Below are 23388 nucleotides of genomic sequence, written 5' to 3' on the forward strand. Positions count from 1 at the left end.
ACCATGACCACGGATGCCATCCTGCTCAATCGCTGGCGTCGTACGCTCAATGTTGCGGCCGGTCGTGCTGCTCGGGTCTCTCCCTGGCGTGAGCGAGGACGGCTGACTCGGGCGACCGGCCTGGTACTCGAGGCCATTGGTCTTAAGCTGCCCCTGGGCAGCAGCGTGATTGTCGAACTCGCCGATGGCCAGGGCGAAGCGGAAGCCGAAGTGGTCGGCTTTACCGGCGACAAGCTTTTTCTGATGCCCCTCGTGGAAACATCCGGCCTGGTGCCAGGCGCTCGGGTCTGGCCAGCCAACCCGAGACCGGGCGATACCACGGCCGCCAGCCAGCGTCTACCTGTGGGGGAAAGCCTGTTGGGCCGGGTTGTCGATGCTCGCGGGCGAATTCTGGATGGCCGAGGCCCGCTGGAAGAGCCCGATCACGCCTCGCTTAACGCGCCCATCCTCAACCCATTGCAGCGGGCGCCGATAGAAGAAGTACTGGATGTTGGAGTACGCGCCATCAATGCCCTGCTGACAGTAGGTCGTGGGCAACGGCTTGGCCTGTTTGCCGGGTCCGGGGTCGGCAAGAGTGTTCTTTTGGGCATGATGGCACGGTATACCCAGGCCGATATCATCGTGGTCGGACTGATTGGTGAGCGTGGCCGTGAGGTCAAGGATTTCATCGAGAACATCCTCGGCGAGGAAGGCCTACGGCGTTCCGTGGTCGTGGCTGCGCCAGCGGACAATTCACCGCTGCTCCGCCTGCAGGGCGCCGCCTATGCCACGCGATTGGCGGAAGACTTCCGCGACAAGGGCAAGAATGTTCTGTTGATCATGGACTCGCTGACCCGTTACGCCATGGCCCAGCGTGAGATTGCTCTGGCAATCGGTGAGCCGCCGGCCACCAAGGGCTATCCCCCCTCGGTATTCGCGCGTCTGCCAGCGCTGGTCGAACGCGCCGGTAACGATGCGCCCGGCAAGGGCTCCATCACGGCCTTTTATACCGTACTGACGGAAGGCGATGATCAGCAGGATCCGATTGCCGATGCCGCCCGCGCCATTCTGGACGGTCACTTTGTGCTGTCGCGCAGGTTGGCAGAAGCCGGTCACTATCCTGCCATCGATATCGAAGCCTCGATTAGCCGGGCCATGACCGCGCTTATCGATGAAACACATTTCGAACGCATCAAGTATTTTAAACAAATGATGTCCCGCTATCAGCGCAACCGGGACCTGATCAGTGTCGGCGCCTATGCCGCCGGCAGCGATCCCCTGCTCGATCAGGCGATTCGTCTCTATCCGGAGCTGGAAAGGTTTCTGCAGCAACGCATGTCAGAACGCGCCGATTTCGATACATCACTCGAACAACTCAGGCAGCTGATACCGCTCGCCGGCTGAGTGTCATGTAGTGCAATTTCGTGAGTTTCAAACGACATGTCGAATCGTAACTCTTCACTGGATACCCTGATCGAACTGGCCCGCGAACACCGTGATGGTGCCGCGAAGGTGCTGGGAGAACTGCGCAACTCGCATCAGCGCAGCCATCAGCAACTCGACTCTCTGGAGCATTATCGCGAAGAGTATCGTCGTCAGTTCGAAGCGGCCATGGCCAACGGGATCAGCATGGCGGCACTGCAGAACTATCAGCGATTCATGCTCTCGCTGGATCAGGCTATCGAGCATCAGCGTCAACAGGTCAATCGCAGTGAAGGTCGCGTCGAAAAGGGCGTGACGGACTGGCAGCGACAGCAGCAGCGCGTCAACGCCTACGACGTTCTGGCTACCCGTCGGCTCGAGGAAGAGCGACAGGCCAGCAATCGGCGTGAGCAGCGCCAAACCGATGAATTCGCCAGTCGCGCCAGTGCCGCGATGGGTGGTTTCTGAACCTAAGGGAATACCGGTGTGACCACATCGATTTCTTCACTCAGCCCGACCAAAACCACCAACGCGCCCTCCTCGACCGTCTCCGGTCAGCCGGGTGGCGAAGGCGATTTCAAGGCGATGCTCACTCAGCAGCAACAGTCCGGTAGCAAGAACGACGCGAAAACTGCCGAGACAACCCAGGCCTCCGCCAGGAAGACGTCCCGGTCCGAGACCGAGCACAACACTCGTCATGACCAGCCGACAACCGGCAAAAGCGATACCGGTGGCGAAACAACACCACAGTCGGCGCATGAGCTTACTGCGAATCGGCATGCTTCGGCCGGCAAGCAAACGCGCAGCAATGCTCATGATCCGGCTGGCACGCTGCAACAGCTGGCCGCCAGGCATGAAGGCAAAAACACGCCCCGAAACGAAGACGCTGCCGCTGCCGATCGGGCCCATGAGCACGCGCGCCCGGATGCCAGCGACAAGGCTGCATTGGCAAGGCACATCAAAAAACTGCCGGACGACGCTCATGTAGCGACTGAGATGACAGGCCGACACGATAATCGGCTACAGTCTGCTTCCCGCACGGTCAATGACAAGGGTGAGGAACGTCGAGCGCACGATGACGACACTTCCATCGATGGTTCCGCTGTCCTTGCCACACTGACTGGAGCACAGCAGGAAGTTACTGCCCGACCGTCAGCACATGGCGAGCACAGCAGCAACGACCACCAGCGTGGCAGCACACTGTCTCGTCAGGCATTGGCTGCCAGTCTGCAGAGTGCTGGTGACCAGGGTAAGGGCCATCAGGGCGAACTCAAGGCTGATGGCCGATTGCTCAATGCTGTTGACACTGCCATGGCCAATGGCAGTGATCAGCGTACGTCCTGGTTGAATGCACTGGATAGCAGCGATGGTTCAGCCGGCGGACGATTCTCCCTGCATGCAACCGGACTGCAGGGCGCCGATGGGTCGAGTACAGCGTTCATGGCCCAGAACACGACGCCCGTCATGCAGACCGCTGGCGCTACGCCACAGCCGGTGCTGACCGCCACGCTGACCCCTCAGCTACAGACAGAAGGCTGGAATCAGGCCTTCAATCAGCAGGTGATGCGACTCAATCATCAGGGTGGTGGCAGCGCCGAGCTGCATCTCAACCCACCGGATCTGGGTCAACTCCAGCTGAGTCTCAAACTGGGCGATCAACAGGCCCAACTGCATGTCATGTCGCCTCACGCTCATGTGCGAGCAGCCGTAGAGGCTGCCATGCCACAGCTGCGTGATGCCTTCTCGGCCAGCGGCATCGAACTGGGTCAGACCTCGGTCAGCGATCAGGGAGCACAACAGCAGCAATCGGGCTCGCAATCCGGTCAACCCAATCGTGCAGGTAGCCTCAGTGGCAACGCCCTGTTCGGTGGCAGTGATGAAACCATTGTCATTGATGCATCGAATGGCCGACCTGTCAGTGGTATCGACCTGTTCGCCTGAAAGGTGCTTGCATCCCGGGTCAACCAAAGCACCGAGTTGACCCCCCTGGATAGCGCTATTTGATCCATCATCGTCGGATACGCAACGTAACATGGCAGCCGACGGTAACCCGGTGCTCGGGAGACGCCTCAATGTTGACCCGAGCACCACCCACCGCCCTGTTGACTCTTTTCGGAACCCTGGTGATGGCCACAATGACCGATGCTTCGGCAACTCCTGCCCGTAAACGCCCTGCCTGGTGGCTGATTGCACTGCTACTGATTATTGCGATCGGTGCCGGCGTGGCCGGTGGCTGGTATTTCCTCGGGGGCAGCGATAGCGCTGTTGCCACTACCGAAGAGACCAAACCCGCGCCCCCTCCCGCGCCGGTTTTCGTGGAACTCAAGCCGTTCACCGTCAATGTCGGTGAGGACAGCGGCCGGGTGCTGTATACAGGCATCACCCTGCAGACCAGTGATGATGCCTCCGCTACGCGACTCAACACTCATATGCCCGAGGTCCGCAACCGCATTCTGATGGTGCTGACCAGTCACGACGCCGACAGCCTGACCAGCGCCTCCGGAAAGCAGGCGCTGGCTAAAGAAATCGTCTCGGCATTCGACCAGCCGTTCGACGATGGCCAGACAAGGGCCGAGGTCACTCAGGCTCTGTTCACCGATTTTATTGTGCAGTGATGTGACGCCCATGGACGACATGCTTTCGCAGGAAGAGATCGACGCCCTGCTCAAGGGTGTCAGCGGTGATCAGGACGAGACCGTCGCCCGTGAAACGGCTGACGGCAAGAAAATCCGACCATTCGACCCTGCTTCCCAGCAGCGTGTGGTCCGAGGTCGACTGCATGCACTCGATATCATCAACGAGCGCTTTGCACGACGTTTTCGCATGTCACTGTTCAACCTGATCAGACGCAGTGCCGACATTACCGTTGGTCCGGTCAAGATTCAGAAGTACAGCGATTTCACGCGAAATCTGCCGGTACCGGCCAATATCAACCTGATCTCGATGAAACCCCTGCGCGGCAATGCGCTGCTGGTGTTTCCACCCAATCTGGTGTTCCTGATCGTCGACAATCTGTTCGGCGGTGATGGTCGATTCCTGACGAAGTCTGAAGGCCGGGAGTTCACCCACACCGAGCAGCGTATTATTCGCCGGCTGCTTGATCTGGCGCTGGAGAGCTATTCCGAGGGCTGGCAGACGGTATACCCCGTCGAGCTGGAATATCACCGCAGCGAGATGCAGGTGAAATTCACCAATATCACCAGTACGGCCAATGAGCTGGTGGTGAATACCAGCTTCCATGTTGAAGTCGGCTCTTTCGGCAGCGATTTTCATATCTGCATGCCCTATTCGATGATCGAACCCATTCGCGAGGTGTTGACTGGTCCTCTGCAAAAGAACGATCCGGATGAGGACAAAAGCCGTATGCAACGGCTGGCTGGTGAGGTCAAACGCTCCAGTGTCGAACTGATCGCGGATTTCACCACGATCGAGACCACAATGTCACAGGTCGCACGACTACAGGTCGGTGATGTCCTGCCCATTGATCTACCCGGTGAAATCAGCGCCAGGGTCGATGGCGTGCCTGTCATGACCTGCAACTATGGCACCCTGAATGGCCAGAAGGCGCTGCGCGTCAAACAGCTGGTCGATCACCGCTCCCCCGATACCTACTGGGATTCGCACGATGAGTGATACCAACAAGCCTGAAGACGAGAACAACCGCCAGACCGATCCGACCGAGGACGGGGGCAGTGCCGCGGATGACTGGGCCGATGCCTTTGCCGAACAGCAAGCCGAAGAAGGTCATGGCGCGCCGGAGGAGGATCCCTGGGCAGCAGCCATGGCAGAACAGGGCGCAGCTGAAGAGAGCAGTGATACCGGGGCCGATACCCAGGACGCCAGCGAGAGTGTTTTCAAACCGCTGACCGGAGAAGCCCCGACCGGGGAGCGCCGTGATCTCGATATGATCATGGAAATCCCGGTCACCCTGTCGGTGGAACTGGGCCGCACCCGGTTGACCATCCGCGAACTGCTCGACCTGGCGAAGGGCTCGGTCGTAGAGCTCGACGGTTTGGCTGGCGAGCCCATGAATATCCTGATCAACGGCTACCTGGTAGCCCAGGGTGAAGTGGTCGTGGTTGATGACAAGTACGGCATTCGTGTCACCGACATCATCACACCCTCGGAACGGATTCATAAGCTCAGCCGATGAGTACACAGCACGACAGCCGTGCCTTGAACGGAACGCATTCGGAATCGAGTGCGTTCCGCTCGGCAGACTCTCTGCACGAGAATCAGCCTGCGCAGGGCAATAGCGGGTACCTGCAGGGTCAGGATACCGACATGTCAGCAGCCGGCATGGGCAAGACTGCTGGCGGTCTGTTGGTGGTGCTGGCCATTATCGGGCTGTGTACCTGGCTTATTCGGCGGCTGGGGCGTAGTCGTTTGATGGGAAGTCAGCGCCACCTTAAGGTGATAGCCAGTCAGAGTGTTGGCCAGCGCGAGCGGGTCGTCATGGTGGAAGTCGAGGATACCTGGCTGGTATTGGGTGTTGCCCCGGGGAGCGTACGCACCCTGCATACCCTGCCGGCTCGTCCCCCCGAAACGCCGGGGGCAGACTCGGCACCCCCCGGGCTGAGTGAAAGTTTCAAGCGTGTGCTTGCACAGCGCTTCGATCGTCAGGATCGCCACCGATGATGCCGTTACGCTCTCCTGTTACACGGTCTGCTGTCCGACTCTGGCCCATGGCGATTGCACTGCTGGCAATGCTATCGGCCGGCTCGGCTCATGCAGCCGCTCTCCCCGGCCTGATCACGCAAACCGGCAACGGCGATAACGAATCCTGGTCGCTCTCGGTCGAGTTGCTGGTACTTCTTACGTCACTGGCCTTCATTCCAGCCGTACTGCTGATGATGACCAGTTTTACTCGCATCATCATCGTACTCGGCCTGTTGCGCAGCGCCATGGGGACGCAGACCGCGCCGCCCAATCAGGTATTGATCGGAATGGCGCTTTTTTTGACCTTTTTCATCATGTCACCGGTTTTCGAGCGGATTTACGATACGGCCTATCAGCCCTTGTCCAATGGCGAGATCAGTTTTCAGCAGGCAATCGAACGTGGTGCCCAACCGATGCGCCAGTTCATGCTTCACCAGACTCGTGAAAAGGATATCGCGATGTTTGCCAAAATCGCCGATATCGGTCCATTACAGGGGCCCGACGATGTGCCCATGCGTTTATTACTACCGGCCTATGTCACCAGTGAGTTGAAAACTGCTTTCCAGATCGGGTTCACCGTCTTCATACCCTTTCTGATTATCGACCTGGTCGTTGCCAGTGTACTGATGGCCCTGGGGATGATGATGGTGCCACCGGCCATTGTCTCACTGCCCTTCAAACTGATGTTGTTCGTCCTGGTGGACGGCTGGGGACTGTTGATGGGCTCGCTGGCCCAGAGCTTCATGACCTGATTTCTTCACTCGGGCCACAGAATATTTCTCTTACCGGCAGGAGATTGTCATGTCACCGGAAATGGTAATGAGTCTGGCCTATCAGGCCATGAAACTGGTTTTGATGATTGCCGCGCCGCTACTACTGGTTGCCTTGGCAGTGGGTCTGCTGGTCAGCCTGTTTCAGGCCGCCACGCAGATCAACGAAATGACCCTGTCCTTCATTCCCAAGATCCTGGCGGTCTTCTTTACCATCATTCTGGCGGGTCAATGGATGCTCGGTACACTGACCGACTTCACGCGTGAGCTGTTTCATAATCTGCCGATGATCATCAGCTGATCCTGCGCCGCCTCTCCATGATCGAAGTCACCGAAGCGCAACTGATGCATTGGGTCACGCTATTCCTGTGGCCCTTTTTCAGGTTGCTGGCTTTTGTCGCAGCCGCGCCGGTATTCGGTGAAAGTGCCATTCCCAGGCTGGCCAAGATCGGCATGGCAGCCGCCCTGACCGTACTGATCGCCCCCACACTACCCCCCATGCCGGAGATTTCGCCCATTTCCTATGCGGGCATCTGGTTGATTGTGCAACAGCTGCTGATTGGTGTGGCACTGGGGCTGGTCATGCGTGTGGTATTTGCCGCCATCATGGCCGCTGGCGATTTTATTGGCTTACAGATGGGTCTGTCCTTTGCCTCTTTCTTTTCGTCCGAGGCCCAGGGCAATACCATGATACTGGCCCGGCTTTTCAACCTGTTCGCCGTGCTGATGTTTCTGGCCTTCGATGGCCATCTGATCATGATTCAGCTATTGATCGAGACCTTCCAGCGTCTACCCGTAGGCGCAGGCACACTGAATACGGAAGGCTTCAGGGATGTAGCCACTTACGGCAGTGTCATTTTCAGTGCTGGCATGTTGCTGGCGATTCCACTGATTACAGCACTTTTGATCATCAACCTGTCCATGGGGATTCTCAACCGTGCTTCGCCGCAGTTCTCCGTTTTCTCGGTTGGCTTTCCCATCACCCTGTTAACCGGTGTCACTCTGCTGACCTTCATGACGCCTGAGCTGGGCAGCGTCTTTCAGCGCATATTCGAGCAGGGGCTTCAGCATATGGTCGAGATTGTCGTCACGCTGGCCGGAGGATAACGGTTCATTCTTTCGCAGCACCCTGTGAGACCCACCTGCCTCGCTATACCAGGCCCTGTCTGAAAATGCCTGTACTCGATCATGCTGTGTTAAAGGATACTCATTTACCCTGTGTAAACTGGTAAGCCCGCCTGATCGTATCTTCGCTGTTTTCTGCCTTGCCTGACCATCGCTCGACGACTTTTCAGACAGAACCTACGGACAAAATAAAGCGCCACTTCAGAAGAAGTGGCGCTGATCTTGTTTACCGAATTCGAATCAGAGCATCTTGAACAGAGAGAGATCCTGAACCTTGGTAAACAACTGCTGAGAAGCCTGCAAGCCGACCTGACTCACGGAGTAACGTGAAATGGCATCGGCATAGTCCAGATCCTGCAGAGAAGAAATCTGTGACTCGTAATTGAGCGCACGGGTACTGCCGATTTCATCCAGCGCATCAATTTCATTGAGATTGGAGCCAATGCTGGAGCGAACGGTCAGGACATTATCCAGCGACTGATCGAGCTGACGGTTGGTGCGATCAATGGTCTCCCGATATGCACCGGGCGCAATCGTGCCTCCCGTACCGTCGCCCATCGGCTGATTCAGCGCATTGATGGCAGACTTCAGGGTATTGAACAGGTTGCTTGCCGGATCAGAGCCGCTGGCATCGATATCAAAAACATCAGAGCCAATGCGATTGATCTTCATATTGCGCGATGCATCCACACGCATGCTCTGCACTACATTATCACCGTTATAAGATACCCCACCGGCGTTTTCGGTGAATGCGGGCTGATCGCTCTGCGAGCCGGCAAATATATAGTTGCCATTACCGTCCTGGCTGTTGGCCAGACCGATCGCTTCCTGATACAGCCCCTCCAGCTCGGTGGCATTCGACTGGCGATCGACGTCGGAAAGCGTGCCATTGCCGGCCTGCACTACAAGCGATTTGGCGCGGGTGATGAGATCCGTCACGCTATCGAGCACGCTATCCTGGGTGGAAAGCTTCTGCTGCGCGGTGATACGCGAGTTTTCGAACTGGCTGTTAAGCGCATTCGATTGCTGAGTCAGCAGTACCTGACCTGCAGCCCTCGGATCACTGGAGGGTGTGGCAATTCTCTTGCCGGTTGAGAGCTGCAGCCCGATTTTCGACAGATCGCTCTGGCGATCCTGCATCGCATTCTTGCTCAGCTCGAACATCATGGAGGTGCTGATACGCATGATCATCAAACCTTATGACATGATACCCAGCAGGGTATCGAAGAGACCGGAAGCCGTCCTGATCACCTGTGCATTGGCCGTATAGAGCTGCTGATAACGCACCAGATTGGCTGCTTCCTCATCGAGGTTGACCCCGGAAACAGACTGCTGCGCACTCTGAAGCTCCTGTACCACTTGCCCCTGGGCATCACTCTTGCTGGAAAGCGTGGCAACCTGATTGCCTACACTGCTGACGATCTGCGCATAGGCGCTATTGAAGCTGGCATTGCCGTTGACCACCTTTTCATCCTGCAGGGCGGCCATCTTCAGAGCGTTACTGTTACCGCCTGATCCTTCTCCCGGACTGCGAGCAGCAATATCGGCAGGATCAGAGGCCAAAAGCTGCATGTTGCTGGCAGCACCTTCAAGGGGCTTGATGGTAAACGTATCGCCCGCGGCAGCCCCACCAGACAGCGTGATGGACAGGCCATCATAAGCGCCATCGGCATCAGGGGTGACCGTCTTGCCATCACTGAGCCGAGTCACGGTGAAATTGCCGCTACCATCGGCCTCAACCTGATAATTGCTGGGACGAATGGCAGAGGCATTGAAGTTGCCATCCGCATCCAGAGCGAATTCGGCAGTCAGCGAGCCACTGCCCTCATTATCGGTACTGGTACGTACTACCGGATCGGCCGTCGAAAACAGGGCTTCGCCGGCCTGATTGCTACCCAGCACCTCACCCTGCTTGTTGAGTGCATTGATTCTTGAGCCCAGCGTTTGCGCCAGTTGGTCAAGACGATGAGAAGCCGGCTCGAGCACATCATTGCGGAAACCGATCAGCCCACCCAGCGTCCCCTTGCTGAACTGCTGTTCATTCAGCTCCAGGGTTTGACCGGTAGGTGTATTGAAGCCGATGGTCTTGCGATCCGGATCATCCTTTGAAGAGATCAGAGAGAGACTGTTGGCCTTGTCACCGATGACCAGCGGTTGGCCGCCAGGCAGTGAGACATTGAACTGCCCCTCCTGATTGACCACCGAAACATCAGTCAACCTGTTCAGATTCGTGACGATTGCATCGCGCTGATCCATCAGCCCATTGGGAGGCATACCGGTCTTGGCCGTTGTCTGGCTGATCTGATCATTGAGTTTGGCCAGCTGACTGGCGTAACCATTGATCTGCTCCACCGCAGTGCCCATTTGCGATTCGACACTCTTGTCCAGATTGTCGAAATACTGACCGGTGGAGTTGAATTGCGCTGTCATGCTTTCCGCATTACCCAGCAGGGACTGGCGCGCGGCGGTATCGGAAGGATTATCCGCGACAGTCTGCAAGCCGGCGAAGAACTGTTGCATCTGGGTATTGATGCCCGCTTCATTATCCGCCAGCAGATTATCAATCTGCGTCGCCTGACTGAGATTGGCGCTCAGGGCACTCTGCGTGGATTGCGCCGAGTTGAGCTGGTTATTCAGATATTGCTGGTACTGGCGTTCAACACCGGTAACTGTCACACCATTACCCGAGAAACTGCCCCCCGCCGAGCTTCCCGTATTCTGGGAAAGCTGGGTAATCTGACGGTTATACCCTTCGGTATCGACATTACTGATGTTGTTGCTGGTGGTATTGAGAGCAATCTGCGAAGCCCTCAGGCCACTGAGGCCGATACCGAAAAGCGAGCTGCTCATGTCGGTTCCTCGACGTAGCGTAGTGCAGTTGAAGTCATGGAGTCATTAACGGCAGGAAGAACGGAATATTGAATGGCTGCCGCACGACTTTCCTGATGCCGGTCAGTCATGAGGCCGCCTTAGAACAGTTGCGTCGGCTGACGCTGCAGTGACCAGGCGTCCGCTTTCCCGCTATCACGAGCGTCTTCCGGCTCATTGCTGGCCAGCCAGCCGGTTGAGCTGCCCGGGTCACCAAACAGTCGATCCCCCATTTGACTGACCATCTCACCGACCTGATCCGGAATCTGTGACATGACGGCAATCAGCTTGCTGGCATAGTTGGGGTCTGTTGCATAACCGCTCTGCTGAAGCTGACGAGCGGCCTCTTCCGGTGAATCGGCCTGGAGAACGCCAGCATATCGCGGGTTCTCGGTAATCAGTCGCGCATAGTCGGCAAAGGCCTGACCGTAGGAGTCATACACGCGGAAATTATCGCGCGTATTGACCGCACGGCCGTTTTCGTACTCCGTGGTAGCGACACTGGCGCTTTTGCCCTGCCAGCCGCCGGTTGCCTTGATATTGAACAGGTTATGGCTGGCCCCACCACTGCCATCACGAATCTCGCTATTGCCCCAGCCCGTTTCCAGTGCTGCCTGAGCCATGATCAATCGACTCGACAGCCCGGTTGCATGGCTAACCTGACGAGCAGCGTCGCCAACTCTGGCAATAAAGGCGCTGACATGCGCCGGCAGATCCTCGAGCGCCACGGCATGATCAGTGGCGCGTTTCACGTTTGTGCTCGTCGCCGCCAATCCCAGCAGCGAGCCATCGGTGGGCTTGTCATCGCGGCCAGCCTCGGCCGCAACCAGAGGATGGCCACTTTGCCCATCAACCGCTCGAAGTGCCTCCAGACGCCTGGCATTCAGGGCGGCGACCTGATCTTCCCCTACCGACAGGGTACGAGAGAGCGTACGTGGTGCTTCCTCTCCAGTGATCGCCGTCAGACCGGCAGGCCCCGTCTTGTCATCCACTCCGGATTTGCCACCGGTCTGACCACCCAATTGGCTCACCAGCATGTCAGCCAACCCGATGCCGCGTTCGGACAGGGTCTGTGCCCACTGCCGGTCCATCATGGACTTGTAGGTGTCCATGCTCGAATTATCCAGCAGTTCACTCTTGGGCGAGGCTTCTCGCATGCTCTTGAGCATCATGGTCAGCAGCATCGACTCGAATTGCTGCGATACCTGCTTCAATCCCTGCTGGGGTGCCTGACGAGCACTGTAGCGAAGCTTCGATAAGCCCTGAACATCGAGCGCAAACTGAGAACTGCCAGGATTGATACTCATCAGATCACCTCCAGCTCGGCATTCAATGCCCCGGCACGCTTGAGCGCCTCGAGGATAGCCATCAGATCGCTTGGTGTTGCACCCATTCGATTGAGCGCATCCACGACATCCACCAGGTCTGCCGAATCCGGCACAATCTGCAGGGCACCGCTTTCTTCCTGCACATTGACATCAGCATTGGGGACCACCGCGGTCTGACCACCGGACAGCGCATTGGGCTGACTCACGATGGGACTGTTATCGATCACGACCGATAGATTGCCGTGAGCGACTGCCGCACGTCCCAGTGTGACGTTGGTATTCATGACGACCGAACCGGTACGTGAATTGATGACCACTCTGGGCCTCGGGGCAGCCGGATTGATGTCGATGTTCTGAACCCGAGCCAGGAAGGCGACCTTGGAAGCATCATCAATGGGCGCCTGAAGGGAGATGATGCGCGAATTTCTGGCTGTCGCCACACCACTGCCAAAGACCTGGTTGATCGCATTCATGGCCCGCATTGCGGTATTGAAATCGGCATCCTTGAGCTCAAGGTCGATGCTGCCATTTTTTGCCAGATCGACAGGTACCTTGCGCTCCACGGTGGCGCCATCCGGAATACGCCCTGCTGATGTCTGTCCCACCTGTACGCTACTGCCTGCTGCAGACGCACTGATGCCCGGGATCAGCACATTACCCTGCGCCAGTGCGTAGATTTCTCCATCGGCGCCCTTGAGCGGCGTCATCAGCAGCGTGCCACCACGCAGGCTCTTGGCGTTGCCGATCGATGAAACCGTTACATCGATTTCCTGGCCGGAGCTGGTAAAGGCAGGCAGCTCTGCGGTCACCATGACTGCCGCAACATTCTTGAGCTGCATGTTGGTGCTGCCATCCACCGACACCCCGAGTTCGGAGAGCATGTTGGTCACTGCCTGACCGGTAAACGGCGTTTGCATCGTCTGGTCACCGGTATTGTCCAGACCCACCACCAGGCCGTAACCCACCAACGGGTTGGAACGCACCCCCTGGAAGTTTGCAATATCGCCAAGACGTTCGGCATGAGCCGGTGCTGTCAGCAGCATGCCCAGCAGCAGCAGGGCCTTGCAGGGATGGCGGCGCAATAGACGAATAGCAGACAGTGACATCATCACGGCATACTCAGAACGGTGAAATGTTCAAAAAGAAGCGCTGCAACCAACCCATGGTCTGGGCTTCATTGATATAGCCATCGCCGTAATACTCCAGGCGGGCATCCGCTACCTGATTCGAAACGACAGCCGAGTTGGCGTTGATCGTGCGTGGATTGACCGTACCCGAAAAACGGATGTACTCGGTGCCCTGATTGATACCGATCCGTTTTTCGCCTGCCACGGCCAGATTGCCGTTGGGTAGCACATCCATCACCGTTACGGTGATCGTTCCGGTAAAGGTATTGGAAGCATTCGCGCCTCCCTGCCCCGAAAACTGGTTACTACCGGAAAGATCGGTGGCACGCCCATCGAGCAACCCCCTGACCCCCTTCGGCACGGTGTCGAGTCCGAGCGTGGCAGAGCCGTTGCGACTGGCATTGGCCGCCGAACTCTTGGTGGCACTGACATTTTCATTGAGCACAATGGTCAGAATGTCACCAATGGCCCGTGGCCTGCGATCCTCGAACAGAGGCTTGGAGTAACGGGCCTGAAAAAGTGAGCCATTGGCATCCGGCACCGGTACCGGCTGTGGTGGCGCTGTTGTCGGCCCCTGTACGACATTCTGACGCGGAATCTGGGCACAACCGCCCAGTCCGGCCATGAGCGCCAACAGCACAATCAGCATCAGCGCGTGCAAACGCGAGCGCTCAGGCACGAGCCGATGCATATTGGCGGGGATCAGGGCAGTCATGATCACAGCTGGGTCAGACGACCGAGCATCTGATCAACGGTCGAGACGGCCTTCGAGTTGATCTCGTAGGAGCGCTGCGTCTCGATCATGTTGACCATCTCCTCGACCACATTGACGTTGGAAGTCTCGACGAAATTCTGCTGCAGCAGACCAGCGCCATTATTTCCCGGCACGTTGTCATTGCGCGGGCCGGAGGCATTGGTTTCGCGATAGAGATTGTCGCCGATACTTTCCAGACCGGTCGGGTTGATAAAGGTCGACAGCTGAAGCTGACCGACCTGGACACTACCGGTCACACCAGGCTGGGTGACGGAAACGGTGCCATCCTGAGCAATGCTCAGCGAAAGCGCATTCTGAGGAATCACGATACCCGGCTCGATCGGGAAGCCATTGGCCGTCACCATCTGCCCATTCTCGTTCAGCTGGAAAGAGCCATCCCGGGTATAGGAAGAAGTGCCATCCGGCATCTGTACGGCAAAGAACCCCCGACCATTGATGGCGACATCCTTGGAATTCCCGGTCTGCTCGAGGTTGCCCTGAGTATGCAGTCGCTCGGTTGCCACCGGACGCACACCGGTACCGACCTGCAGCCCCGAAGGCAGATTGGTCTGGACCGATGACATCGACCCGGGTTGGCGCAGATTCTGATAGAGCAGATCCTCGAAAACGGCACGTGACTTCTTGAAGCCGTTGGTCGAGACGTTGGCCAGGTTGTTGGAAATGACATCCATGTTGGTCTGCTGGGCGTCAAGACCGGTCTTGGCAATCCAGAGTGAACGAATCATCTGTGGTTCTCCATGTGCCTCTCGAGGAGGCATTCATTCAGCAAATCGATGTACTTGTCAGCTCAGCGAGAGCAGCGAATTGGCTTTCTGATCGTTCTCGTCGGCGCTCTGCAGCATCTTCATCTGCATCTCGAAACGTCGGGCGTTATCGATCATGGCCACCATTGCCTCGGTCGGATTGACGTTACTCGACTCGATGGCACCACTGACCAGCCGAACGGTATCGTCAAGCGGCTGAGCCGGTGCAGGCTGCCCATTGGGCGTACGAATGTGAAAGAGACCATCTTCCCCACGCATCAGGCTGCCTTCCGCCGGATTAACCAGCTTGAGACGCCCGATTTCCGCGCGAGCATTGGGCTGCCCTCCGGCCGCGACCGCCGAAATGGTGCCATCACTTGCAATGGAGACATCCTCGGCACCCAGCGGCATGACAATCGGACCATCCTCGCCCAGCACCGCCTGGCCGTTCGATCTCAGAAGGCCGGTGGAATCGACCTGCAGACCGCCGCCGCGGGTATAGCCTTCACTGCCATCCGGCGATTGCACCGCCAGCCAGCCCTGACCATCGATGGCCACATCCAGTGCCCGACCAGTGGTCTGGATGGTGCCGGTCTGAAAATCGGAACCGGGCGTACTCTCGGCAACTATGGCCCGGGTCTGATGACCGGCACCATTGACCGGTACGGCGCGATAGGCTGAAAGCTCTGCCCGAAAGCCCGGCGTCGAAGCATTGGCCATGTTGTTGGCCACGATCGACTGCCGTTCAAGGGTCTGCTTGGCCCCGGACAGGGCGGTATAAATCATGTGATCCATGCTGCTCTCCAGTCAGCGAGCGTGATCGTCATGTGCGTAGTAAACACCGAAGTTCTGATTGATAAAGGAACGAGAAACACACACGAAAGGAGCCAATTCGGGAGACGGTCAATCAACTTCGCAAAAAGGGCGCGCCCGAACGGGCGCGCCCTGAGGGATCAGCGCAGGGAAACGGCAGTCTGCAGGATCTGATCCTGGGTCTTGATGGTCTGCGCATTGGCCTGATAGTTGCGCTGCGAGACAATCATGTTGACCAGTTCCTGGGAGAGGTCGACATTGGACTGCTCGAGTGTGCCGGACAACAGGTTACCCAACTGACCGGTACCGGCAGTACCCAGCAGCTCCTGACCGGAACTGGTCGTCGCCACCCACTGGTTGTTGCCGATCGGGCTCAGACCCTGCTCATTGGCAAAGTCCGCCAGCGCCACCCGGCCAAGACCCACCGTGCGGCCATTGGAGTAGTTGCCGTTGATCGTGCCATCGTCATCGATCGAAATGCCGGTCAGATCACCCGGCGCATTGCCGTTCTGGCTGACATCAGCAATGGAAAACGATTTTGCCGTCTGGGTCGCGCCATTGAAGTCGAAACTGAATCCCGTCTCGGCCGAGCCATTCTGGGAATCAAAGCTCCACTGCACCTGGCTGGTGCTCAGGTTGCCGGGCTTGCCCGTCTGATCGGCTTGTGTCAGTACCCCATTACCGTTGAACGACAGCTGGATGGAGGGCTGGGTCTCGGTATAACTGATCTCACCACCACTCCAGGCACCGCCGGCGTCCTGACTGGCACCGGTAACCACGGCGCGGTAATTATGATCACCGTCAGCGAAGTTGAACGTACCATTGCCACTGGCGGTGGGATCAAAGCCACCGGGATAAGTACCGCCAGCAGCCACGGTGCCAGACCAGTTGGCTTCACTGCCCAGCGGCATCTCGGCATTGACCTGCCAGCTGTTGGAGCCATCCTTGACGAAATAGAGGTTCAGGGATTGGGCATTCCCCAGCGAGTCGTACACCGTGTTGGTGGTACTCCAGCTATAGGTATTGACATCATTCGGGTCGAAATTGGCCGGATCCCTGATCTCACTACCGGCATCCAGCGCCACCTTGCCCCGGGCTTCCGAGGTGCCCTTGGCGATCATCGAGGTGCTGGGGACCTGAATGGCCTCGGGCGTACCACCGGTCGCAACCGAGGGGTCGGTCGTCAGACTATTGAAGTTCTGAACGTTATAACCGGTCAGGCGCTGGCCGGTATTGCTGACCAGATAACCTTCGCTGTCCATCTGGAACTGACCGTTGCGTGAATAGCTGACCTGATTACCGTCAGTCAGACGGAAGAAGCCGCCGCCGTCGATCGCCAGGTCCAGATCCCGGTTGGTGGTTTCCAGTGAGCCGCTGTTGAAGTTCTGGGTCACCGCCGCCACCTTGGTGCCCAGCCCTGCCTTGGCACCGGCGTAGATATCGGCAAACTCGGTACGGCTGTTCTTGTAGCCGACGGTTTGCGAGTTGGCAATATTGTTGCCAATGGTATCGAGCTGGCTGGCGGCCGCATTAAGACCGCTGACACCCTGCGAAAAAGCCATGAGACGTCCTCTGATACATGTGTTGAGGTTGCCCGGGTGCGGCACACGGCCGCCGTATGATCGCTCTCAGTGCCCGGGGCCCTGAGTGATCCTGAATCAAAGAATCTGCTTGATATCGGACAGCGAGGCCTTGCCCAGCATGGGCCCCAGATCCAGCATGGCGCTGCCATCTGCATCCTTTGCCACGCCATTCACGAGGGCGTAACGCAGAGGCGAGGCTTTCACCTCTTCACCGTTATTGGTGGCTTCGATGGCAACGCTATAGTTTCCTTTTCCGGCCTCATTGCCGGCACTGTCCTTGCCGTCCCAGTAGAAGGACTGCACGCCAGCCTGCATGGGGCCATCACGGGTCAGATCGTACTGATCAACCACTTCCCCGGTAGCGGGGTCACTGATGGTGACCTTGACGTTATCCGCATCGGATGCCAGATCGATCCCGAAAGGCGTCACCGTCTTGCCATCCTCCCCGACCACGACCTGATTGCCATTCACCAGCACGCCCTTGTCGACCAGTGCACTGGCCTGGAGCTGCTGGGTGGTGTTGATCTGCCCTGTGATCGAGTTCAGCGTATCGTTGAGATCATTGATCCCACTGACCGTATTGATCTGGGCGATCTGCGAGGTGAACTCGGAGTTATCGGTCGGGTTGAGCGGGTCCTGATTTTTCATCTGAGCCACCAGCAGCGTCAGAAACTGATCGCTGAGCTGGGTAGGGTCGGTATTGATATTCCCCTTGCCCGCAGTCTGGCTTTTCTGAGCAGGCACGGACCCGTTGACCTGACTCATGATGGAAGTATCAAAACTCATGGCGGCACTCCTGTGGCATCGCTCGCCGCTTACTCACCGAGAGTGAGCGTCTTGAGCATCAGCGACTTGTTGGTGTTGAGCACCTCGACGTTGGCCTGATAGGAGCGCGCGGCCGAGATCATGTTCACCATTTCTTCAGTCGGATCGACATTGGGCAGGCTGACATAACCTTCATCATCTGCCGCCGGGTTACCCGGATCATACTGGCGTCGAAAAGGGCTCTGACTTTCGCTGACCCCTGACACACGGACACCGCCAACCGACTGTCCCGGCGCTGCATCCATTTCAAAGGTCACGTGTTTGGCGCGATAGGGCTGACCATCCGGACCGGCCACACTATCGGCGTTGGCCATGTTGCTGGCGGTCACGTTCATGCGCTGCGCCTGGGCAGACAGAGCCGAACCGGAAATGTTGAAGACGTTGAGCATGACTCCCCCGTTATTCCGGCTGCATGGCCTGTTTCAGCCCCTGCAACCTGCTGGTGATGAACTGAAGGTCTGCCTGATAATGCACGGCATTGTCGGCAAAATTGACACGTTCCATATCCATGTCGACAGTATTGCCATCAAGGCTTGGCTGGCTTGGCACCCGGTACATGAGATTCGAAACGCTACCGTTCCCCGGTGCCTGCCCGGGAATGTGACGTGACGAGGTGGTCGCCATGGCCAGACCGCCATTCCCTTCGGTACTGCCACCACGCTTTACCGCCTGATCCAGCTCACTGCGAAAATCGAAATCCCGAGCCTGGTAGCCGGGCGTATCGGCATTGGCAATGTTGGCCGATAGCACTTTCTGGCGCTCATCACGCAGATTCAGTGCCTGCTGGTAGAAATTCAGCGATGCGTTGAGGCGATCGATCATTGCCTCATCCCCTGACCAGGTTAACGAATGATGGGACGACTGATGGCAATATCTTTCATCGCCGGCGTTCCCCCCTCGATGCAGGATGAAGAATAGGGATTTACAAAACCATACAATCGAACAAATAGCGTGACTTTTGAGTGCCAATTCCCCCGCTGAAAATCGGACCGGGCCATTACACTGCGCCAAACATGCCCATGCTCCCGCATCGATGTATGCATCAGCGGGAATGATCCTCTCTCACCCGTGAGAAGCGACATGACGTTTTTCTGCCCCTTGCTGAAGCGGCTCTCTCAATCAGTGTTGGTAATGGCATTGAGCGCCATCGCCCTGCCTGCACTGGCCGGTAGTGAACTGCAAACTACTCTGCAGGGCTTTCTGCTGGATCAATTCGCCTCGTCACCGGGGAAAGTCAGTGTCGAGCTCGATATTCCCAACGAGCAGCAGATCAACTGTCGTGATCCGGAGCCCTTTCTGCCCGGTAATGGACAACGGCTGTGGGGAAGGACAACAGTCGGGGTGCGCTGTCCAAAAGACCGCCCTTCAACACGTTATTTTCAGGCCTACATACGGGTAGAGGGTGACTATTATGTTGCAGCCCATGACATTGCTCCGGGCAATACGCTTACCGAAAGCGATGTGACGCTACAAACAGGTGATCTGACGCGGCTGTCACAGCAGCTGTTGACCGCCGATAACGAGCCTGCCGGTCAGGTCACCACACGTCGTATCGGCAAAGGGATGCCGTTGCAGAGCAATATGTTGCGCGCTCCTCTGCTGGTAAAAAGTGGACAGCAGGTCAAGGTCATCGTGCAAGGCAAGGGCTTCGCGATCCGTACCGATGGGACCGCACTTTCCAGTGCCGGTCGAAACGAAAAACTGAGAATACGAACAAGTGAAGGCAAGCTGGTGACCGGCACCGCTATCAGCGCCGACACCGTTGAATTGCGCTAGGATTACTGCCGGACACCGATCCGAAACAAACGGATACGAACTCGTGGACACTCGTGCCTAAAGATCCCCATCATGGCGTCGATAAAGGCTACAGTGCAGTCACGCATTCATCCGCGCCCGAACCGCTCTCGGTCGCATGCTCGAGAGGACAGTCAAAGTGAAAATCGATTCCAGCACCAACATCACGCATATCCAGACCGGTACTACCCGGGATACTCAACGTGGCAGTGGCGACAAGAGTGCTACGCAGGTGAGTGAAGTCTCCTCCAGCTGGAAGCCCTCCAGCGCCAGCGACGCTTCAAGGGATATCGATACTGCGAAGGTCGACGAAATCCGTCAGGCCATTCGCGATGGCAGCTTTGAAATTCGTTCCGACCGTATTGCCGACGGTCTGATCCAGAGCGCACAGGAACTGATCGGCGATCAATCCTGAGTGCATGACCCAGTGAGATAACGTGCATGTCCCAGAATCCAGCTGTTCTCCTGACGCAATTGTTTGAGACGCTCGAACGCTTTAATGCACTGCTCGATGAAGAGGCCGCCCTGCTCACCGAAACACCGGTGACAGCAGGGGCGCTGGCCGATGTCACCGAGAGAAAAAGCGTTATCACCGCAACGCTTGAACGACTGGAAGGCCAACGCTGCCAGTGGCTTCGCGAACAGGGATTCAGTGTTGATCGCGAGGGCAGTCGCGAAGCAGCTCAGCAGTACGAGGTTGCCGATCTTTGGCAGCGTATCGTCGAAGCTGGAGAGCAGGCTCGCACGCGTAATCGCGTCAATGGATTATCCATTGGCCTGCGGCTGGACATGCATGAACGTGCGCTTCGTTTTTTCAAAACCGCCAGCAGTACCAGCCTTTACAGCCGCAATGGGCGCTCCAACCCGGTCAGCCAGGGGAATACCTACGGTCAGTTCTGAGGTTTGAGCAGGCTACAGGCTGGATGAAAGGGCCCCGACGAACCACTCGTCGGGGCCCTTTTATTTGGCCGCTCCCGGGAAGAACAGGCAAGGACTCATCGCTTTTCTCCGATGCCCTACTCCCTGCGATCGGATCATTCCGATAGCAGATAATTGACAATCAGCTGCAACGATTTCCCCTGCATGACCGGCGAAAGCCGCTGCCCCTCTCCTGGCATGATGAAGTGAAACGTCCACATACCGCCCACTGGCTGATCGGCAAAGCTCTGCGTTTGTCCACGGACAGCGGATAGTGGCAAACAACGCTGACGATGGCAGAGTACTGTTTGCAGATGCGTATTCAGCGGCGATAGCTCATAGCGCCAACTGACCGTGCCAACCCTGCTTGCAGGCAGGGTAGCCGGTGGTGTCAGCGTAAGCTGATAATCATGTCCGGCATGACGTAATACCGGCACCTGCCCATCCCCGACCCATGCCCCACCGACTGCCGCCGAAACCGACGACCAGGGAAGCAGACTCAATAACACCAGCGTTACCTGCCGGAGGCCACCCCTCGAGCGCGCTCCGACCGACCGGCAGGCATTCATTACCGCTGCCCGCCGATCATGGCGGTCACCCGGATATGACGCTCTTCAGGAATTTCAGCCTGCGAGAGCACCACCAGACGATCCAGGCGTCGCCTCAAAAAGCGCGACAGCAACGGACGCAGAGCATGCTGAACCACCAGCACCGTGGGCAGGCCACGGGACTCCTGATTGGCAATGGCCTGATCCGCCTGGTGAACCAGGGTCTCGGCCAGACCGGGTTCCAGCCCGCCACCATTCGACATGGCCTGCATCAGCATCTGTTCAAGCTGACCATCCAGTCCAATGACATCAGCCGGCTCATTACCAGGCAAATGCTGCTGGGTAATGGCACGCCCCAACGCCAAACGTACGGCGGCAGTCAACTCCAGCGCATCCGTGGTATTGGCCGCATGTTCGGCAATCGTTTCCAGGATGGTGCGCATGTCGCGAATGGACACGTCTTCTTCGAGCAGATGCTGCAACACACGCATCAGTGTCGTCATCGATACCAGCTTGGGCACCACATCATCGACCAGCTGCGGAGAGTCCTGCTTGACACGATCAAGCAGCTTCTGGGTTTCGGTACGCCCCAGCATGTCACTGGAATGATGCGTCAGCAGATGATTGAGATGAGTCGCCACCACAGTGCCGGCATCCACCACGGTATACCCCTGGACCTGAGCCTGGTCGCGTTGCTCGGCATCAATCCATGTGGCTGGCAGGCCGAAGGCAGGATCACGCGTTTCGCGTCCGCTCAGGGAGCCACTGGCCTGCCCCGGATCGATGGCAAGGAACTGACCGGGCCAGGCCTCCCCTTCGCCAATCATTACACCATTGAGCGTGATGCGATAATGGTGAGGAGAAAAAGACAGATTATCGCGAATATGTACCACTGGTGGCAGAAAGCCGATCTCCTGGGCGAACTTCTTGCGCACGCTCTTGATACGCCTGAGCAGCTCACCATCCTGCTGCTGATCCACCAGCGAAATCAGACGATGCCCTACCTCCAGTCCCAACGGATCCACCAGCTGCACATCATCCCAGCTGGCTTCACCGGCTTCCGGAGTAGCGGCTGCGGCAGTGGGCACAGTACTCGCTTCTTCCGCCTCGATGGCTCGCTTCTGACGGATCAGCCACCAGGCAAGTCCCCCCAGCAGAGCGGTGAAAAACAGAAAGACCAGATTGGGCATGCCGGGGATGATCCCCAGCAACCCCAATACGCCTGCAGCCAGTACCAGTACCTGCGGGTTGGTAAACAGCTGACCCAACAGCTGCTGACCAACATCCTGCTCGGTATTGACCCTGGAAACAGTCACACCAGCTGCAGTGGAAATGACCAGTGCAGGGATCTGCGCCACCAGACCATCACCGATGGTCAGTAGTGTATAAGTGTGCGCTGCGGTGCCCACATCCATACCATGCTGCGCCACGCCGACAATCAGCCCGCCAATGATGTTGATCACCATGATCAGGATGCCGGCGATCGCATCCCCGCGTACGAACTTGCTGGCACCATCCATCGACCCGTAGAAATCGGCCTCCTGAGAGACTTCACTACGCCGATGCTTGGCCTGGGTCTCATCAATCAGCCCCGCATTGAGATCGGCATCAATGGCCATCTGCTTGCCCGGCATGGCATCGAGTACAAACCGGGCACCGACCTCGGCAATACGCCCGGCCCCCTTGGTAATAACCATGAAGTTGATGACGACCAGAATGATGAATACCACCAGCCCCACGGCGAAATTACCGCCCACCAGGAACTCGGCAAAGGCCTCGATGACCTGACCGGCGGCATCACCGCCATTGTGCCCATTGAGCAGTACTACTCGGGTCGAGGCGACGTTGAGCGATAGCCTCAGCAGGGTGGAAAACAGCAGCACAGCGGGAAACGCAGCGAAATCGAGTGGCTTGGTGGTGAACATGCTCACCAGCAACACCATGATCGACAGGGCAATATTGAAGGTGAACAGCATATCGAGCACGAATGGCGGTAATGGCAGTACCATCATCGCCAGAATCATGATGATCAGTACCGGCCCGGCCAGTACCTTCAGCTGCCCTGACTGCGAGAGACCAACGCGTTGGAACATCGCGCTCACAGCGTTCAT

Annotated in this window: 26 protein-coding genes; 13 read left to right on the forward strand and 13 right to left on the reverse strand. The window is 57.6% G+C overall.

Translation table 11 applies throughout. The features are described from left to right. Nucleotides 1–3 precede the first annotated feature (3 nt). The 10 genes from fliI to fliR all read left to right on the forward strand — a co-directional run bounded on the left by fliI (nucleotide 4) and on the right by fliR (nucleotide 7937). Nucleotides 4–1383, forward strand: a complete 1380-nt coding sequence (gene fliI, locus FY550_RS08655) for a flagellar protein export ATPase FliI (protein WP_070977547.1) — start codon at nucleotides 4–6, stop codon at nucleotides 1381–1383. Between the two features lie 36 nt (nucleotides 1384–1419). After that, on the forward strand, nucleotides 1420–1869 hold the full coding sequence (gene fliJ / locus FY550_RS08660) for a flagellar export protein FliJ (protein WP_070977548.1): 450 nt from the start codon (nucleotides 1420–1422) through the stop codon (nucleotides 1867–1869). An 18-nt stretch (nucleotides 1870–1887) separates the two neighbouring features. Beyond that, on the forward strand, nucleotides 1888–3342 hold the full coding sequence (locus tag FY550_RS08665) for a flagellar hook-length control protein FliK (protein WP_070977549.1): 1455 nt from the start codon (nucleotides 1888–1890) through the stop codon (nucleotides 3340–3342). Nucleotides 3343–3473: 131 nt separating this feature from the next. Beyond that, nucleotides 3474–4016, forward strand: coding sequence for a flagellar basal body-associated protein FliL (fliL, locus tag FY550_RS08670; protein ID WP_084388014.1), 543 nt, complete (start codon nucleotides 3474–3476; stop codon nucleotides 4014–4016). A gap of 10 nt (nucleotides 4017–4026) precedes the next feature. Next, nucleotides 4027–5034, forward strand: coding sequence for a flagellar motor switch protein FliM (fliM, locus tag FY550_RS08675; protein ID WP_070977550.1), 1008 nt, complete (start codon nucleotides 4027–4029; stop codon nucleotides 5032–5034). Continuing rightward, the gene (gene fliN / locus FY550_RS08680; RefSeq protein ID WP_070977551.1) at nucleotides 5027–5554 is read left to right on the forward strand and encodes a flagellar motor switch protein FliN; all 528 of its coding nucleotides are present in this window, start codon (nucleotides 5027–5029) and stop codon (nucleotides 5552–5554) included. Before fliM ends, fliN begins: the two co-directional genes overlap by 8 nt. A 131-nt stretch (nucleotides 5555–5685) precedes the next feature. After that, nucleotides 5686–6039, forward strand: coding sequence for a flagellar biosynthetic protein FliO (gene fliO / locus FY550_RS08685; RefSeq protein WP_070977896.1), 354 nt, complete (start codon nucleotides 5686–5688; stop codon nucleotides 6037–6039). Between the two features lie 47 nt (nucleotides 6040–6086). Next, the gene (fliP, locus tag FY550_RS08690) at nucleotides 6087–6812 is read left to right on the forward strand and encodes a flagellar type III secretion system pore protein FliP (RefSeq protein WP_070977897.1); all 726 of its coding nucleotides are present in this window, start codon (nucleotides 6087–6089) and stop codon (nucleotides 6810–6812) included. Nucleotides 6813–6861: 49 nt separating this feature from the next. After that, nucleotides 6862–7131 carry a flagellar biosynthesis protein FliQ gene (gene fliQ / locus FY550_RS08695; protein ID WP_070977552.1) on the forward strand — a complete coding sequence of 90 codons (270 nt, stop codon included), beginning with the start codon at nucleotides 6862–6864 and terminating at the stop codon, nucleotides 7129–7131. A 17-nt stretch (nucleotides 7132–7148) separates the two neighbouring features. After that, nucleotides 7149–7937 carry a flagellar biosynthetic protein FliR gene (gene fliR, locus FY550_RS08700; RefSeq protein ID WP_070977553.1) on the forward strand — a complete coding sequence of 263 codons (789 nt, stop codon included), beginning with the start codon at nucleotides 7149–7151 and terminating at the stop codon, nucleotides 7935–7937. Between the two features lie 258 nt (nucleotides 7938–8195). Here fliR and flgL read toward each other — a convergent pair whose 3' ends face one another. The 11 genes from flgL to flgB all read right to left on the reverse strand — a co-directional run bounded on the left by flgL (nucleotide 8196) and on the right by flgB (nucleotide 18839). Continuing rightward, complete coding sequence (gene flgL, locus FY550_RS08705) at nucleotides 8196–9140, reverse strand: flagellar hook-associated protein FlgL (RefSeq protein WP_070977554.1); 945 nt, start codon at nucleotides 9138–9140, stop codon at nucleotides 8196–8198. Between the two features lie 12 nt (nucleotides 9141–9152). After that, nucleotides 9153–10805, reverse strand: a complete 1653-nt coding sequence (flgK, locus tag FY550_RS08710) for a flagellar hook-associated protein FlgK (protein ID WP_070977555.1) — start codon at nucleotides 10803–10805, stop codon at nucleotides 9153–9155. 119 nt (nucleotides 10806–10924) lie between these two features. Next, nucleotides 10925–12130: a flagellar assembly peptidoglycan hydrolase FlgJ gene (gene flgJ / locus FY550_RS08715; protein ID WP_149054482.1), complete on the reverse strand. Its 1206-nt coding sequence runs from the start codon at nucleotides 12128–12130 to the stop codon at nucleotides 10925–10927. Beyond that, nucleotides 12130–13257, reverse strand: a complete 1128-nt coding sequence (locus tag FY550_RS08720) for a flagellar basal body P-ring protein FlgI (RefSeq protein WP_070977898.1) — start codon at nucleotides 13255–13257, stop codon at nucleotides 12130–12132. The genes flgJ and FY550_RS08720 overlap by 1 nt, the downstream gene beginning before the upstream one ends. 13 nt (nucleotides 13258–13270) lie before the next feature. Beyond that, nucleotides 13271–13993 carry a flagellar basal body L-ring protein FlgH gene (locus tag FY550_RS08725; RefSeq protein ID WP_149054483.1) on the reverse strand — a complete coding sequence of 241 codons (723 nt, stop codon included), beginning with the start codon at nucleotides 13991–13993 and terminating at the stop codon, nucleotides 13271–13273. A 2-nt stretch (nucleotides 13994–13995) separates the two neighbouring features. Beyond that, complete coding sequence (flgG, locus tag FY550_RS08730; protein ID WP_070977557.1) at nucleotides 13996–14778, reverse strand: flagellar basal-body rod protein FlgG; 783 nt, start codon at nucleotides 14776–14778, stop codon at nucleotides 13996–13998. Nucleotides 14779–14835: 57 nt separating this feature from the next. After that, the gene (gene flgF / locus FY550_RS08735) at nucleotides 14836–15591 is read right to left on the reverse strand and encodes a flagellar basal-body rod protein FlgF (protein ID WP_070977558.1); all 756 of its coding nucleotides are present in this window, start codon (nucleotides 15589–15591) and stop codon (nucleotides 14836–14838) included. Between the two features lie 158 nt (nucleotides 15592–15749). Continuing rightward, nucleotides 15750–17171, reverse strand: coding sequence for a flagellar hook protein FlgE (locus FY550_RS08740; RefSeq protein ID WP_070977559.1), 1422 nt, complete (start codon nucleotides 17169–17171; stop codon nucleotides 15750–15752). Between the two features lie 96 nt (nucleotides 17172–17267). Then, complete coding sequence (locus tag FY550_RS08745) at nucleotides 17268–17978, reverse strand: flagellar hook assembly protein FlgD (RefSeq protein ID WP_070977560.1); 711 nt, start codon at nucleotides 17976–17978, stop codon at nucleotides 17268–17270. Between the two features lie 29 nt (nucleotides 17979–18007). Continuing rightward, a complete protein-coding gene (gene flgC / locus FY550_RS08750; RefSeq protein WP_070977561.1) occupies nucleotides 18008–18406 on the reverse strand; it encodes a flagellar basal body rod protein FlgC in 399 nt (132 codons plus the stop codon). A 10-nt stretch (nucleotides 18407–18416) separates the two neighbouring features. Beyond that, nucleotides 18417–18839, reverse strand: coding sequence for a flagellar basal body rod protein FlgB (gene flgB / locus FY550_RS08755; protein ID WP_070977562.1), 423 nt, complete (start codon nucleotides 18837–18839; stop codon nucleotides 18417–18419). A gap of 258 nt (nucleotides 18840–19097) precedes the next feature. On the opposite strand from flgB, the gene flgA reads away from it, so the two are divergent. From flgA to FY550_RS08770, 3 genes are all read left to right on the forward strand, one after another. After that, a complete protein-coding gene (gene flgA / locus FY550_RS08760) occupies nucleotides 19098–19793 on the forward strand; it encodes a flagellar basal body P-ring formation chaperone FlgA (RefSeq protein WP_149054484.1) in 696 nt (231 codons plus the stop codon). A 157-nt stretch (nucleotides 19794–19950) separates the two neighbouring features. Beyond that, a complete protein-coding gene (gene flgM / locus FY550_RS08765) occupies nucleotides 19951–20226 on the forward strand; it encodes a flagellar biosynthesis anti-sigma factor FlgM (protein WP_070977564.1) in 276 nt (91 codons plus the stop codon). A gap of 26 nt (nucleotides 20227–20252) precedes the next feature. Beyond that, a complete protein-coding gene (locus FY550_RS08770) occupies nucleotides 20253–20711 on the forward strand; it encodes a flagella synthesis protein FlgN (protein ID WP_070977565.1) in 459 nt (152 codons plus the stop codon). Nucleotides 20712–20845: 134 nt separating this feature from the next. Here FY550_RS08770 and FY550_RS08775 read toward each other — a convergent pair whose 3' ends face one another. After that, nucleotides 20846–21298 (reverse strand): flagellar protein FlhE, encoded by a 453-nt coding sequence (locus FY550_RS08775; protein ID WP_070977566.1) that lies wholly within the window; start codon nucleotides 21296–21298, stop codon nucleotides 20846–20848. Beyond that, nucleotides 21298–23388 (reverse strand): flagellar biosynthesis protein FlhA, encoded by a 2091-nt coding sequence (flhA, locus tag FY550_RS08780; RefSeq protein ID WP_070977567.1) that lies wholly within the window; start codon nucleotides 23386–23388, stop codon nucleotides 21298–21300. Before flhA ends, FY550_RS08775 begins: the two co-directional genes overlap by 1 nt.

The sequence above is a fragment of the Kushneria phosphatilytica genome (assembly GCF_008247605.1).
Taxonomy (GTDB): Bacteria; Pseudomonadota; Gammaproteobacteria; order Pseudomonadales; family Halomonadaceae; genus Kushneria; species Kushneria phosphatilytica.

Excerpts from the sequence above, each read along its gene's own strand:
- fliI (WP_070977547.1), top strand. The coding sequence starts at position 4 with ATGACCACGGATGCCATCCTGCTCAATCGCTGGCGTCGTACGCTCAAT.
- fliJ (WP_070977548.1), top strand. The coding sequence starts at position 1,420 with ATGTCGAATCGTAACTCTTCACTGGATACCCTGATCGAACTGGCCCGC.
- fliL (WP_084388014.1), top strand. The coding sequence starts at position 3,474 with ATGTTGACCCGAGCACCACCCACCGCCCTGTTGACTCTTTTCGGAACC.
- fliM (WP_070977550.1), top strand. The coding sequence starts at position 4,027 with ATGGACGACATGCTTTCGCAGGAAGAGATCGACGCCCTGCTCAAGGGT.
- fliN (WP_070977551.1), top strand. The coding sequence starts at position 5,027 with ATGAGTGATACCAACAAGCCTGAAGACGAGAACAACCGCCAGACCGAT.
- fliO (WP_070977896.1), top strand. The coding sequence starts at position 5,686 with ATGTCAGCAGCCGGCATGGGCAAGACTGCTGGCGGTCTGTTGGTGGTG.
- fliP (WP_070977897.1), top strand. The coding sequence starts at position 6,087 with ATGGCGATTGCACTGCTGGCAATGCTATCGGCCGGCTCGGCTCATGCA.
- fliQ (WP_070977552.1), top strand. The coding sequence starts at position 6,862 with ATGTCACCGGAAATGGTAATGAGTCTGGCCTATCAGGCCATGAAACTG.
- fliR (WP_070977553.1), top strand. The coding sequence starts at position 7,149 with ATGATCGAAGTCACCGAAGCGCAACTGATGCATTGGGTCACGCTATTC.
- flgL (WP_070977554.1), bottom strand. The coding sequence starts at position 9,140 with ATGCGTATCAGCACCTCCATGATGTTCGAGCTGAGCAAGAATGCGATG.
- flgK (WP_070977555.1), bottom strand. The coding sequence starts at position 10,805 with ATGAGCAGCTCGCTTTTCGGTATCGGCCTCAGTGGCCTGAGGGCTTCG.
- flgJ (WP_149054482.1), bottom strand. The coding sequence starts at position 12,130 with ATGAGTATCAATCCTGGCAGTTCTCAGTTTGCGCTCGATGTTCAGGGC.
- FY550_RS08720 (WP_070977898.1), bottom strand. The coding sequence starts at position 13,257 with ATGTCACTGTCTGCTATTCGTCTATTGCGCCGCCATCCCTGCAAGGCC.
- FY550_RS08725 (WP_149054483.1), bottom strand. The coding sequence starts at position 13,993 with ATGACTGCCCTGATCCCCGCCAATATGCATCGGCTCGTGCCTGAGCGC.
- flgG (WP_070977557.1), bottom strand. The coding sequence starts at position 14,778 with ATGATTCGTTCACTCTGGATTGCCAAGACCGGTCTTGACGCCCAGCAG.
- flgF (WP_070977558.1), bottom strand. The coding sequence starts at position 15,591 with ATGGATCACATGATTTATACCGCCCTGTCCGGGGCCAAGCAGACCCTT.
- FY550_RS08740 (WP_070977559.1), bottom strand. The coding sequence starts at position 17,171 with ATGGCTTTTTCGCAGGGTGTCAGCGGTCTTAATGCGGCCGCCAGCCAG.
- FY550_RS08745 (WP_070977560.1), bottom strand. The coding sequence starts at position 17,978 with ATGAGTTTTGATACTTCCATCATGAGTCAGGTCAACGGGTCCGTGCCT.
- flgC (WP_070977561.1), bottom strand. The coding sequence starts at position 18,406 with ATGCTCAACGTCTTCAACATTTCCGGTTCGGCTCTGTCTGCCCAGGCG.
- flgB (WP_070977562.1), bottom strand. The coding sequence starts at position 18,839 with ATGATCGATCGCCTCAACGCATCGCTGAATTTCTACCAGCAGGCACTG.
- flgA (WP_149054484.1), top strand. The coding sequence starts at position 19,098 with ATGACGTTTTTCTGCCCCTTGCTGAAGCGGCTCTCTCAATCAGTGTTG.
- FY550_RS08770 (WP_070977565.1), top strand. The coding sequence starts at position 20,253 with ATGTCCCAGAATCCAGCTGTTCTCCTGACGCAATTGTTTGAGACGCTC.
- FY550_RS08775 (WP_070977566.1), bottom strand. The coding sequence starts at position 21,298 with ATGAATGCCTGCCGGTCGGTCGGAGCGCGCTCGAGGGGTGGCCTCCGG.
- flhA (WP_070977567.1), bottom strand. The coding sequence starts at position 23,388 with ATGAACGCTGTGAGCGCGATGTTCCAACGCGTTGGTCTCTCGCAGTCA.